Source organism: Pseudomonas sp. FH1 (assembly GCF_000510895.2).
Taxonomy (GTDB): Bacteria; Pseudomonadota; Gammaproteobacteria; order Pseudomonadales; family Pseudomonadaceae; genus Aquipseudomonas; species Aquipseudomonas azotoformans_A.
This window is the reverse complement of record NZ_AOHM01000022.1, coordinates 187,686-200,830: the sequence shown is the minus strand read 5'-3', so window position 1 is coordinate 200,830 and position 13,145 is coordinate 187,686. Positions and strand designations below refer to the sequence as shown.

At 61.3% G+C, this 13,145-nt stretch carries 11 protein-coding genes; 1 reads left to right on the top strand and 10 read right to left on the bottom strand.

Annotated elements, in window-relative coordinates; all coding sequences use genetic code 11:
- Positions 1-58 precede the first annotated feature (58 nt).
- The 8 genes from H096_RS09610 to H096_RS09575 all read right to left on the bottom strand — a co-directional run bounded on the left by H096_RS09610 (position 59) and on the right by H096_RS09575 (position 8,860).
- Positions 59-769 (bottom strand): ABC-type transport auxiliary lipoprotein family protein, encoded by a 711-nt coding sequence (locus H096_RS09610; protein ID WP_033897860.1) that lies wholly within the window; start codon positions 767-769, stop codon positions 59-61.
- Between the two features lie 176 nt (positions 770-945).
- Positions 946-3,210 (bottom strand): DNA topoisomerase IV subunit A, encoded by a 2,265-nt coding sequence (gene parC, locus H096_RS09605; RefSeq protein WP_025999681.1) that lies wholly within the window; start codon positions 3,208-3,210, stop codon positions 946-948.
- 73 nt (positions 3,211-3,283) lie between these two features.
- Complete coding sequence (locus H096_RS09600) at positions 3,284-4,279, bottom strand: esterase-like activity of phytase family protein (protein WP_033897858.1); 996 nt, start codon at positions 4,277-4,279, stop codon at positions 3,284-3,286.
- Positions 4,279-6,186 carry a DNA topoisomerase IV subunit B gene (parE, locus tag H096_RS09595; protein ID WP_033897857.1) on the bottom strand — a complete coding sequence of 636 codons (1,908 nt, stop codon included), beginning with the start codon at positions 6,184-6,186 and terminating at the stop codon, positions 4,279-4,281. Before parE ends, H096_RS09600 begins: the two co-directional genes overlap by 1 nt.
- A gap of 45 nt (positions 6,187-6,231) precedes the next feature.
- Positions 6,232-6,840, bottom strand: coding sequence for a YqiA/YcfP family alpha/beta fold hydrolase (locus H096_RS09590; protein ID WP_033897856.1), 609 nt, complete (start codon positions 6,838-6,840; stop codon positions 6,232-6,234).
- 49 nt (positions 6,841-6,889) lie between these two features.
- The gene (gene cpdA / locus H096_RS09585; protein ID WP_033897854.1) at positions 6,890-7,705 is read right to left on the bottom strand and encodes a 3',5'-cyclic-AMP phosphodiesterase; all 816 of its coding nucleotides are present in this window, start codon (positions 7,703-7,705) and stop codon (positions 6,890-6,892) included.
- Positions 7,706-7,802: 97 nt separating this feature from the next.
- The gene (locus tag H096_RS09580; RefSeq protein ID WP_003171323.1) at positions 7,803-8,252 is read right to left on the bottom strand and encodes a DUF1249 domain-containing protein; all 450 of its coding nucleotides are present in this window, start codon (positions 8,250-8,252) and stop codon (positions 7,803-7,805) included.
- Positions 8,243-8,860 (bottom strand): NUDIX domain-containing protein, encoded by a 618-nt coding sequence (locus H096_RS09575; protein WP_033897867.1) that lies wholly within the window; start codon positions 8,858-8,860, stop codon positions 8,243-8,245. The genes H096_RS09580 and H096_RS09575 overlap by 10 nt, the downstream gene beginning before the upstream one ends.
- Positions 8,861-9,051: 191 nt before the next feature.
- Between H096_RS09575 and H096_RS09570 the strand changes: the two genes are divergently transcribed.
- Entirely contained in the window at positions 9,052-9,789 is a 738-nt protein-coding gene (locus tag H096_RS09570) for an RsiV family protein (RefSeq protein ID WP_033897852.1), read from the top strand.
- On the opposite strand, the gene cytX is transcribed toward H096_RS09570, so the two are convergent.
- Positions 9,758-11,035 carry a putative hydroxymethylpyrimidine transporter CytX gene (cytX, locus tag H096_RS09565; RefSeq protein ID WP_033897851.1) on the bottom strand — a complete coding sequence of 426 codons (1,278 nt, stop codon included), beginning with the start codon at positions 11,033-11,035 and terminating at the stop codon, positions 9,758-9,760. The two genes, H096_RS09570 and cytX, sit on opposite strands and share 32 nt — an antisense overlap.
- Positions 11,036-11,138: 103 nt before the next feature.
- A complete protein-coding gene (gene thiC, locus H096_RS09560) occupies positions 11,139-13,028 on the bottom strand; it encodes a phosphomethylpyrimidine synthase ThiC (RefSeq protein WP_033897850.1) in 1,890 nt (629 codons plus the stop codon).
- Positions 13,029-13,145: the final 117 nt, after the last annotated feature.

The window sequence follows — 13,145 nt, the reverse complement described above, 5'->3', positions numbered from 1 at the left end:
GCGTTTTGAGACTGAAACAGGTGTAAACCTATTTCAGGACTAGACACTGCGATTCAGATCAGAACCTGAACACTTCCATATCCGTACGAATCGGCGTTGCCATCGGCATCTTCGGCTTCTGCGGTTCTGCCGGCTTAGCCTGTACCGGGGCGCTTTGCTTGCGCGGCGCTTCGGCAATCGGCGGCTGGTTGGCCAATGGCTTGAGGGCCACCGACAGCTGCTGTGCCAGATGTTGCAGCAACACGCCCTGGGCCTGGACCTGGGACGCGGTGGTGCCAGTGTGTTGTTCCTGCAGGTGCACGATGCGGTTGTCGCGTACCTGGCCACGACGATCGATCAAGCGCCATTGCGCATCGAGGATCGCTGGTTGCGACGTACCGGAGTCAAGACGGGTGATGGTCAACAACACTTGCACATCCGGGGTAAAACCAGTCGGCGCGGGCGCCAGCACCACACGCTGGCTGTCCAGTTGACCCGCCACCTGGCGCAACATCAATTGGTTGATGTCGGAGGACAAACTACCCGCCCAACGGCCATCGGTTGAACCTTGCAGGCTGCCGTCGTTCTGACGTTGCAGCAGTGTTTCGCGTTGCAGGTAGTCGGCAACGACCACCGGGCCCAGCAAGACAGCCATGCCGGCGGTCTGTGCAGGTTGAGCCGGACTTCCGCTGTCCAGCTGGTACAGCGACACCGGCTGGTGTGTGCTGCAACCCGCCAACCCCAAAAGGCCAGCGAGCACAAAAAATAAAGGAAGGCGTGGAGCAGTCATCATCCCATCCAGGTGGCTGCCACAAGGCGAACCACAATGTAATACTAAAAATAACCTAAACACGCTCGGCCACGCCGGCGCTGGAAAGGCCATATCATCCGTGAATATGCGCCATGACTCCAGCGCCAAAGCGTCGATCTACGGGTTAAATCGTAGATCGAGGGCTCTAATCCGCCTTAAACCGGTGTTTCCACCAACAAAGCATCCACTCGCTGGAAGCCACGTGGCAATTTGTTACCACGCCGGCCACGTTCTCCCTTGTAGTGCTCAAGGTCGTCAGGACGCAACGACAGGGTACGTTTACCGGCCTGAAGCACCAACGTCGCGCCTTCCGGGATCACTGCGATGTCGGTCACGTACTCTTCGCGACTGGCCACCCGCTCGCCGGGAATACCAATGATCTTGTTGCCCTTGCCTTTGCCCAACTGCGGCAGGTCGCTGATCTTGAACACCAGCAAACGCCCCTCAGTGGTCACCGACGCCAGCCAGTTGCTCTCGCGGTCGTCCACCGGACGAGGCAGGATCACCTTGGCGTTGTTCGGCAGGCTCAGCAAAGCCTTGCCCGCCTTGTTCTTCGCCTGCAGGTCTTCACCTTTCACCACAAACCCGTAGCCCGCGTCGGAGGCGATCACGTACAGCGCATCGTCGTCCGGCAGCAGCACGCACTCGAAATTCGCCCCGGGCGGCGGTGTAAGGCGCCCGGTCAATGGCTCGCCCTGCCCCCTTGCGGATGGCAAGGTGTGGGCCGGCACCGAATAACTGCGCCCCGTGGAGTCGATAAACACCGCAAACTGGTTGGAACGCCCGGCGGCGGCGGTCTTGAAGCCGTCGCCAGCCTTGTACGACAAACCAGTGGCGTCAATATCATGCCCCTTGGCGGAACGAACCCAACCCTTTTCCGACAGAACGACGGTAATTTTCTCGTTTGGCAGCAGTTCGGTTTCTGTCAGCGCTTTGGCTTCGGCGCGCTGGACGATTGGCGAACGACGGTCATCGCCGTAGGTTTCCGCGTCTTTGATCAGCTCGCTGCGCACCAGCTTCTTCAGCTTGGCTTCGCTGCCCAGCAGCGCTTGCAGCTTGGCTTGTTCCTTGAGCAGCGCATCTTGTTCGTCGCGCAGCTTCATTTCTTCCAGCCGCGCCAACTGACGCAAGCGGGTGTCGAGGATGTAGTCAGCCTGGATCTCGCTCAGCTCGAAACGCGCGATCAGCTCGGCTTTCGGGTGTTCGGCGGTACGAATGATGTGGATCACTTCATCCAGGTTGAGATAGGCGATCAGCAAGCCGTCCAACAGGTGCAGGCGACGCTCGACCTTATCCAGGCGGAATTGCAGGCGGCGACGCACGGTCTGCACCCGGAACTCCAGCCATTCCACCAGCAAGTTGCGCAGGTTTTTCAGCTGCGGCTTGCCGTCCAGGCCGATGATGTTGACGTTGACCCGGTAGCTGGACTCCAAGTCCGTGCTGGCAAACAGATGTTGCATCAGCACTTCGTGGTCGACCCGGCTGTTGGTCGGGATGATCACGATGCGGCAGGGGTTTTCGTGGTCGGATTCGTCACGCAGGTCGGCAACCTGCGGCAATTTCGACGGCTTGGCCTGCATCAACGCGGCGATCTGCTCCAGCACCTTGGCACCGGACACCTGATGCGGCAGCGCGGTGACGATAATGTCGCCATCTTCGATGTGGTACACGGCGCGCATGCGCACCGAGCCCTTGCCGGTTTCGTACATCTTCAGCAGGTCGGCGCGCGGCGTGATGATTTCCGCTTCGGTCGGGTAGTCCGGGCCCTGGATGTGTTCGCAGAGCTGTTCCACCGTGGCTTTGGGCTCATCCAGCAAGCGCACGCACGCGGTGGCGACTTCGCGCAGGTTATGCGGCGGCACATCGGTGGCCATGCCGACGGCGATGCCGGTGGTGCCATTGAGCAGGATATTCGGCAAACGTGCCGGCAACACCAGCGGTTCATCGAGAGTGCCGTCGAAGTTAGGCCCCCAGTCAGCGGTGCCCTGGCCCAACTCGCTCAGCAGGACTTCCGAGTAACGCGACAGGCGTGCCTCGGTGTAGCGCATCGCAGCGAACGACTTGGGATCATCCGGCGCACCCCAGTTGCCCTGGCCGTCTACCAGCGTGTAGCGATAGCTGAACGGTTGGGCCATCAACACCATGGCTTCGTAGCAGGCGGAATCGCCGTGGGGGTGGAACTTACCGAGCACGTCACCGACGGTACGCGCCGACTTCTTGTGCTTGGAATCGGCGTCCAGGCCCAACTCACTCATGGCGTAGATAATGCGCCGTTGTACAGGCTTCAGGCCGTCGCCGATATGCGGCAAGGCACGGTCCATGATCACGTACATGGAGTAGTTGAGGTAGGCATTTTCGGTGAAGTCAGCCAGCGACCGGCGTTCTACGCCATCTAAGCTGTCTGCGAGGATGTCACTCATGCGGGCCTCATCATGGTCGGGTAAGGTGCTGCGGAACTGCCGCTGCACCGGGTCAATTCAAAAAAACAGGGGCTCATGGGCGAGCGCTCCAGCCACCGGCAGGGGCGGCGAAACGATAGACCACGGGGCGCGTTTCACCATCGGCACGCGGGCCGAAGTTGTTGTCGATGCCCAGCCAGGCACCGTCGGCATCCACCACCAGGGCTTCGGCCAGGCCATAGGGCTGGGGATAACGCCGCTCGGGCGTTAGGGTCTCGTCGGCAAACGACCAGCACAGCTCGACCTTGGCCGTGACCGCATCCCGCCGGCAAATCTGGAACGCATTGCGCTCCAGGGTAAACAGCTTGCCGTTGAACAGCGCCAGGTCGGCGAAATCCTTGGACACCGCCTTGGCGTTCGGGAACTGGGCCGGTTGCACTTCCTGGCCGGCCTCGCTCAACAAGACGCAGGGGCCGTCACAGTCCCACAGGCTTTGCGGACGCTTGATCGAGATCAGTCCACGTCTTTCGCGCTCAGCGGCCAGCCAAATCTGGTTGCCTTCGGGGTTGATCGCCAGGCCTTCAAACAATGCATTGAAGTGCAGCAGCATGCCGCTGGCGCGCGCTTCACGCACCATACCCGGCGCAATCTTCAACCACTCAGGCGCACCCGTCACCGGCACCTGCAGCACCGCCGCATGGGCTTCGCTGACGATGTAGCGGTTGCCGGCGGCATCGCAGGTGATGCCTTCAAAGTCCAAGTCACCACCGCGAATGAACGATGCGGCCTTGGTGCGCGAACGCAAACCCCAGGGCAACCCGGACTCGGGCACCGGTGGCACGTCGATCTTTACCGCCTCGGCCTGCCAGGTCGGCGCGCTGATATCCAGGCGGTAGATCTGGTCATCATCGCGGTCGGAAACCGTCCACAACTCCGTGCCACACAAGGCCAGGCCCGACAGGTTACCGCCGCGCATGCCATCCACCGGGTGCTCGGACAGCAGCTTCAGCTCAGACACGGGTGCGGCAACCACTGGGGTAGCCGCCAGCCCGCTCAACATCAGGATCGCCAGGGCGAAACCTGTGCGCATCAGCCCAGAACCTCGGCCAGGTTGCCTTTGGATTCCAGCCAGGATTTGCGGTCCGGCGCGCGTTTCTTCGCCAGCAGCATGTCCATCATTTCCGAGGTGGCGGCGAAGTCGTCGCCCAGGGTCAACTGCACCAGACGCCGAGTGTTCGGGTCCATGGTGGTTTCGCGCAGCTGCGGCGGGTTCATTTCACCCAGGCCCTTGAATCGTGTGACCTGTGGCTTGCCGCGCTTCTTCTCGGCCACCAGGCGGTCGAGAATGCCGTCGCGCTCAGCCTCGTCCAGGGCGTAGTAAATCTCCTTGCCCAGGTCGATCCGGTACAACGGCGGCATGGCGACGTAGACGTGGCCGGCATCCACCAGCGGGCGGAAGTGCTGCACGAACAGCGCGCACAGCAGCGTGGCGATGTGCAGGCCGTCGGAGTCGGCGTCGGCGAGGATGCAGATCTTGCCGTAGCGCAGTTGGCTCATGTCCGCCGCGCCTGGATCTACCCCAATGGCCACGGCGATGTTGTGCACTTCCTGGCTGGCCAGGACTTCGCTGCCATCGACTTCCCAGGTGTTGAGGATTTTGCCGCGCAACGGCAGGATCGCCTGGAATTCCTTGTCTCGTGCTTGCTTGGCGGAACCACCGGCGGAGTCACCTTCCACCAGGAACAGCTCGGAGCGCATCGGGTCTTGCCCGGCGCAATCGGCCAGCTTGCCGGGCAATGCCGGGCCCTGGGTGATGCGCTTGCGCTCGACCTTCTTGCTGGCCTTCAGGCGACGGCCGGCGTTGTTGATCGCCAGTTCCGCCAGGGCCAGGCCCAGTTCAGGGTGTTCGTTGAGCCACAGGCTGAACGCGTCCTTGACCACGCCGGAGACAAACGCCGCTGCCTCGCGGGACGACAGGCGTTCTTTGGTCTGGCCGGAGAATTGCGGCTCCTGCATTTTCATCGACAGCACGAACGCGATGCGCTCCCACACGTCTTCCGGCGCCAGCTTCACGCCGCGCGGCAACAGGCTGCGGTATTCGCAGAATTCGCGCATGGCATCCAGCAAGCCCTGGCGCAAACCGTTGACGTGGGTGCCGCCCTGGGCGGTCGGGATCAGGTTGACATAGCTTTCCTGCACGCTGTCGCCACCTTCCGGCAGCCACAACAACGCCCAGTCCACGGCTTCTTTATTACCGGCCAGGCTGCCGCAGAACGGCTCGTTGGGCAGGCGCTCGAAGTCGCTGACGGAATCCTCCAGATACGAGCGCAGGCCATCTTCGTAGTGCCACTCGACCTTCTCACCGGTGCCTTTGTCTTCAAAGGTCACCAGCAGGCCTGGGCACAGCACGGCCTTGGCCTTGAGCACGTGCTTGAGGCGGCTGATGGAGAATTTTGGCGAATCGAAATATTTCGGGTCCGGTGCAAAGTACACGCTGGTGCCGGTATTGCGCTTGCCAACGGTGCCGATCACTGCCAAGTCGGTGGCTTTGTAGCCATCGGCGAACGTCATCTCGTACTCGTTGCCGTCGCGCTTGACCCTGACGCGAACCAGCGTAGACAGGGCGTTGACCACGGAAATACCCACACCGTGCAAGCCACCGGAGAACTGGTAGTTCTTGTTAGAGAACTTACCGCCAGCATGCAGCTTGGTGAGGATCAGCTCAACGCCGGGCACACCCTCTTCAGGGTGGATGTCCACCGGCATGCCGCGACCATCGTCGGACACTTCCAGGGAGTGGTCAGCGTGGAGAATGACATGCACCGACTTGGCGTGGCCGGCCAGGGCTTCGTCGACGCTGTTGTCGATGACTTCCTGGGCAAGGTGGTTCGGCCGACTGGTGTCGGTGTACATGCCGGGGCGTTTGCGCACCGGGTCGAGGCCCGAGAGGACTTCGATGGCGTCGGCGTTATAAGAGCTAGCGCTGGGAGTGGCCATGGGGTCTCGTCGTGAGTCGTTCGATTAAAAAGTGACCTGCGATTCTTACAATGAAGAAAAATCGAAGGATTGATACTGATCTGCGCCAATACCGGCAAAGCTCAACATGGCCGGCAATTGCTGGGCGAACCCCTGGTAACCATGGTCGCCGCCGGCCTGGATGCGCAAGGCACAGGCCCGGTAATACTGCTGGGCGAGGCGATAATCCAGGGTTTCATCCCCGGTCTGCAACCACACCTGATACCGCGCCGCGTCCTGGGGAGCCGGTACTTCCAGCTCGGCCAGCGCCGTGACGTGGTCGTGGGTCAGTTCCCAGGTTTCATCGGTGTAGAGGTTCTTCTGGGTGCCCAGGTAACCGTCGAACATCCGGTGAGGGCTGACCGCCGGGTTTACCAGCAGCGCCTTGAGGCCATGGCGCTCGGCAAGATGGGTTGCATAGTAGCCGCCGAGTGAGCTGCCGACCAGCAGTGGCCGCCCCAGTTCAGCGATCGCGGCTTCCAACTGAGGAATGGCCTGACGGGGATGGTGATGCAGGGCCGGTACGCGCAATTGGTCGGCCAGGCCAATGGCACCCATTACGGTGATCAATTGAGTGGCCTTGTTGGACGCAGGCGCGCTGTTGAAACCGTGGATATACAGGATCGAAGCGGACATGCCGGGCTCTCCGTGCTTGCGCCAAAAAGGCGCAGTTTACAGGTAAATCTCAGTAGCCGTTGCTACCGTAATCCACCGTAAACGCGAAGCCGACCAAGCGCTCTACCCCCGTCTCCAACCGTCCGTCGGCATGCAGACGCAGCCAGCGGTAGCCCGGCGCTTGCTCGCTGACCTTGAAATCCTCGCTGCCCGGTGCGAACTGGATGCAGGTGGACGGCGATGCCAGCAGGCGCACGCCGTTGCGCTCGCGGTCGATTTCCTGGTGCACATGCCCCCACAGTACCGCCCGTACCTGCGGAAACCGGTCAAGCACGGCAAACAATGCCTCAGGATTGCGCAAGCCAATGGGGTCCATCCAGGCGCAACCGATGGGCACCGGATGATGGTGAAAACACACCAGATGATGACGGTTAGGCGCTTCGCTCAGGGCCTGGGCGAGCAGCTGCAGCTGTTGGTCTTGCAGGTAGCCCGGCACTGAACCGGGTACGGCGGAATCCAGCAGGGTCACGCGCCAGTTGCCGATATCGAGCACCGGCTCCAGCAGATCGCTGTGCACGGCGGCGTGAGCCATGATGTGCGGTTCGTCATGATTGCCGGGAATCCAGCGCGCCGGGGCGTCGATCTGCCGGGTCATGTCGCGAAATTGCTGGTACGACTCCAGCGTGCCGTCCTGGGACAGGTCCCCCGTAGCCAACACCAAATCGATGCGCGGCTGCTGCGCGCGCACCAGTTCAATGACGCCTTGCAGGCTTTCGCGGGTGTTCATGCCCAGCAGCGTACCGTCGGCCTCGGCAAACAAATGGCTGTCGGACAGTTGCACCAGCAATGCGGGCGCATCGGGACTCACAGTGGATACGCTCGGCAAGGCGCTCTCCCAAGGCAATCACAGGAATGGACGTGTGGCGTGATTATGCTGGGGCAGGACACAAGAGGAAACCTTGGGAAGCAGATGCAGTTCACATCTAACGCACAACTTCGAACTCATGGCCCAAGGCCAGGCAATGGCTCAACCATTCACCGAGGAACACATTGAGCTGTGCTTTCTCATCGGGCTGGTGCATGAACACGTTGGGGTAAGGATAGATGCTGCGAAAGCGTCGTGCATGTTCGGCGCTGATGACTTCGGCCATCCGCGCGTCGTGGTACACCTGCACTTCCAACTGCGGCACTGGCAGCCAGGGCAGGCTGTGTTCCTGACGTACGCGCAAGGTGGTGGTGTACGGGCAATTGACGATGACTTCCAGCGCCAGCACGCCGAGCATCTGGTCGCCGTGGGTCACGCCGATACGGCGGGCCTCCGGGGCATGGCGCATGTCGGGGAGCAAGCGCATCAGCCGCGCGTAGTTGGCCTCGCAAGCCGCTTGCAGCCCGATCAGGTCGACTCGATAACGTTCCCGTGCCTTTACTGCCATAACCCCCTCACTTCCGCGCGATTAAGCGCAAGCCATTGCAGGGCGATAATGCTGGCTGCGTTGGAAATTTTGCCGTCGCGCACCGCTTGCAGGGCATCTTCGAAGGCCCAGACGGTGACGCGGATATCTTCAGCTTCTTCTTCCAATCCATGGACGCCCCCCACACCGGCGCTGTCGCAGCGACCCAGGTACAAGTGCACATATTCGGTACTGCCGCCGGGCGACGGGAAATACTTGGTGATCGGCCACAACGCGGAGAATGTCAGCCCAGCTTCCTCCTCGGCTTCGCGGTGTGCAACCTCCTCGGGTTGCTCGTCCTTGTCGATCAGGCCGGCGACCATCTCGATCATCCAGGGGTTGTCGGTACGGCCCATGGCTCCGACGCGAAACTGCTCGTTCAACACCACTTCATCGCGCTGCGGGTCGTAGGGCAATACACACACGGCATCATGACGAACAAACACTTCGCGGTTGATCACACGGCTCATGCTGCCGTCGAATTTTTCATGGCGCAGTTGTATCTGATCCAGCTTGTAGAAGCCTTTGTAGAGATTGTCGTGCTGAACAATTTCGATCTTGTCCGGCGCCGACTTTGCAAAATCCGTCATATCCATCCCCGTTGAACCTGCGCAATTGGCGCCATCCTAACGCGCTCATGCCTCTGGATGCAGCCCCTTTCCAGTTGCCGGGATAGACGGCGGGCGTCAAACTCACTCTAATCAGCTTAGTGGCGAACTGACTGCCTTGCCGGTAGTCGAAGCTGCACAATTTCGCTCTTATCGACGGACGAAGACCCTACATGTCGCTTTTAAAAATCGCCTCCGTGGCCTGTATCGCATTGACCCTCGGTGCCTGCCAAAGCCTGTTCCAGCCCAGCTATAAAGCCCCGCTGGACGCCACCCGCGACGCCACCGAGCAAAGCAAGCCAGGCTGCGCCAGCGCCGATTGCCCGCTGGTGAACATCGACACGGTGCACTTTGCCAAGGAGCCCAAGCTGGACGCCTTGATCGAACAGCGCCTGCTGGAAATGACCCAGGCCGACCCGCTGCCAACCAGCCTCGCGACCTACAGCGAGCAGTTCCTGCGCACGGCCGCTCCACGCAACAGCATGTACTTGCAGGCCAAGGTACGTGAGCAGCATGACGGCTTGGTGATCATCGAACTCTCCAGCTACCTGGACCAGGGCGCCACCCACGGCGAGCCAGGCCGTGCGTTCATCAACTATTCGCGCCAGCAGCAAAAGGCCCTGACCCTCACCGACATGTTGCTGCCCGGCAAGGAAGACGCCTTCTGGAAAGCCGCCCAAGTGGCCCATAACAGCTGGCTGATCAGCACCCGCCTGAGCCTGGAGCCGGAGTACGTGAAACAGTACCCCTTCCAGAAAACCCCGAACGTGGCGCTCACCTACGGTGGCGTGATCCTCAAGTACCCCACCACCACCATCGCGCCGTATGCCTTGGGCCACGTCGAGTTGCAGATTCCGTACTCGCGCCTGGAAGGCATCCTCAAGCCTGAACTGGTGCCTGCGCGCCGCTGAAGGCCCGGCCCAGGATCAGCTGCAACAGCCCTGCCAGCACCAGCGCCGGCAGGGTCGCGCCGATGTCCGGATACAGATTGGCCAGCAGGTGGTAAACCGCAATGCCACCCAGCCAGGCGATTAACGCCGGCCAGCGCAGGCTGGCTAAGGCTCCCCCGCTACGACGGCGCAGGATGAAGTGATCCACCAGCACCACGCCAAACAGCGGCGCGAATACCGAGCCGATCAGCAGCAGGAAGTTCTGGTACTGAGCCAATGGCGCAAAGCAGGCGATGAGCGTGCAGATCACGCCAATCGCCAGCGCCAGGTGCTCGACCTTCAGGCGCAGCAATATCCCGCTGGAAACCGCCGCCGAGTGAATATCGGCGAAGGCGTTTTCCGATTCGTCCAACAGGATCAATAGCAGCGGGATCCCCAGGCCAGCCCCGGCCAACGCCAGCAACAGCGCGTTCACTTCGCCGCTCGGCGCAAACGCCAGGGTGTAGGCCACACCCAGGCTCATCAGCCAGAAATTACCGATAAAGAACCCCAGCGCGGTACCGCCGAACACACTTTTGGCACGCTTGCCGAAGCGTGAGTAATCCGCGATCAGCGGCAGCCACGACAGCGGCATGGCGATGGCGATATCAAAACCCACCGCAAATGGCATCGAACCGTCACCCGCCCTGGCCCAGAGTGCGGCGAGGTCGGCTTTGGCGAACAAATTCCACGTCAGCCACAGGCAGGCGGCGAGCAGCAGCCAGATGCCCCATTTGCGCAAAATCTGGCGCACAAAGGTCAGCGGGCCACTGACCGCCAGCAGCGTTGCCAAGCCGCCGAAGAACAGGGTCCACAGCAATGGGCTGGCCAGCAGGCTGCCGTCACTGAACGCCCGCGTGCCCAACAGGCTGGCTGCATCGCGCATCACGATGATTTCAAACGAACCCCAGCCGATCAACTGCAGCAGGTTGAGCAGCGCCGGCAGGCTGGCGCCTTTGGCGCCAAGGCTGAGCTTGAGGGCCGCCATGGCGGACAGGCCGGTGTCGCTGCCGATCACGCCGACGGCGGCCAGCAACAGGACACCCACCAGGGTGCCGAGGAAAATCGCCAGCAACGAACCGGACAGGCCCAGGCCCGGCGCAAGCAAGGCGCCGGTTTGCAGGACCATCAGGCCGATGCCGAGGGAGAACCAAAGGGAGAACAGGTCGCGGGCGCCGAAGACGCGCCTGGCGGTGGGGACAGCGTTGTCGGGAGAGTAGGTGTTCAAGGCAGTTGTCCTTGTGAGCGAATAGGGCCGCAAGTTTCAAGCTGCAAGCTCCAAGTAAAAGCAGAACTGCTTCTGCTCTAACTTGCAGCTTGCAGCTTGCCGCTTAAACCTTCTTGTAAAGCTGACTACCTTCCTGCTTGAACCGCTCCGCCTGCTCGGCCAAGCCTTTGGCCACATCCACATCCACCGTTTCAATGCGCTGGTTGGCCGCGTATTCACGCACTTCCTGGGTGATCTTCATCGAGCAGAACTTCGGCCCGCACATGGAGCAGAAATGCGCGACCTTGGCCGAGTCCTTCGGCAGGGTTTCATCGTGGTACGAACGCGCGGTATCCGGATCCAAGCCCAGGTTGAACTGGTCTTCCCAGCGGAACTCGAAGCGCGCCTTGCTCAAGGCGTTATCGCGGATCTGCGCGCCCGGATGGCCTTTGGCAAGGTCAGCCGCGTGGGCGGCGATCTTGTAGGTGATGATCCCGGTCTTCACGTCATCCTTGTTCGGCAGGCCCAAGTGCTCCTTAGGCGTGACGTAGCAGAGCATGGCGCAACCGAACCAGCCGATCATCGCCGCACCGATGCCGGAGGTGATGTGGTCGTAGCCCGGCGCAATGTCGGTGGTCAGCGGGCCGAGGGTGTAGAACGGCGCTTCGTCGCAGCATTCGAGCTGCTTGTCCATGTTCTCCTTGATCAACTGCATCGGCACGTGGCCAGGGCCTTCGATCATGGTTTGCACGTCGTGCTTCCAGGCGGTCTTGGTCAGCTCGCCGAGAGTTTCCAGCTCGCCGAATTGCGCGGCGTCGTTGGCGTCGGCAATCGAGCCTGGGCGCAGGCCGTCGCCGAGAGAGAAGCTGACGTCGTAGGCCTTCATGATTTCGCAGATTTCGTCGAAATGCGTGTAGGTAAAGTTCTCTTTGTGGTGCGCCAGGCACCACTTGGCCATGATCGAACCGCCACGGGACACGATGCCGGTGACGCGCTTGGCGGTCAGCGGCACATAGCGCAGCAGCACGCCGGCGTGGATGGTGAAGTAATCCACACCTTGCTCAGCCTGTTCGATCAGGGTGTCGCGGAACAACTCCCAGGTCAGGTCTTCGGCGGCGCCGCCGACTTTTTCCAGGGCCTGATAGATCGGTACAGTGCCGATCGGCACGGGCGAGTTGCGGATGATCCACTCGCGGGTTTCGTGGATGTGCTTGCCGGTGGACAAATCCATCACGGTGTCCGAACCCCAGCGAATGCCCCAGGTCAGTTTCGCCACTTCTTCTTCGATGGACGAACCGAGGGCGCTGTTGCCGATGTTGCCGTTGATCTTCACCAGGAAGTTACGGCCGATGATCATCGGTTCCAGTTCGGTGTGGTTGATGTTGGCCGGGATGATCGCGCGGCCACGGGCGATTTCTTCGCGCACAAATTCCGGAGTGATGATCTTCGGCACGCTGGCGCCAAAGCTGTGACCGGCGTGTTGCTGGTCGAGCAGGCCAGTGGCGCGGGCTTCTTCCAGCTTCATGTTTTCGCGGATGGCGACGTATTCCATCTCGGCGGTGATGATGCCTTTGCGCGCGTAGTGCATCTGCGTGACGTTAGCGCCGGCCTTGGCGCGACGCGGGTTCTTCACGTGGGCGAAGCGCAGCGCGGTGAGTTCGGCATCGCTCAAGCGTTGCTGGCCGAAATGCGAGCTGAGGCCAGGCAAGCGCTCGGTGTCATTACGCACTTCGATCCACGGCGAACGTACATCGCCAAGGCCTTTGCGCACGTCAATGATGACGTTAGGGTCGGTGTACGGGCCGGAGGTGTCATAGACCACGACCGGCGCGTTGATTTCACCGCCGAAGTCGGTGGGGGTCACGTCCAGGCTGATTTCACGCATCGGCACGCGAATGTCCGGGCGGGTGCCTTGTACGTAGATTTTTTGCGAGCGGGTAAAGGGTTGCACAGAGCCGGAGTCGACCTTGGCCGATTCACTCAGGTGCACGGTATTTTTTAGTTTTGTCGTCATCACGGGCTCTCCAACTTATCCAGGCGGTGGATTTTTGTCGGAGCGAACCTGTGACGGATGGACGCACTGAAACCAGTGCTGTGCTTGGCGCACGAGAGCTGTTCAAAAAACGAACAA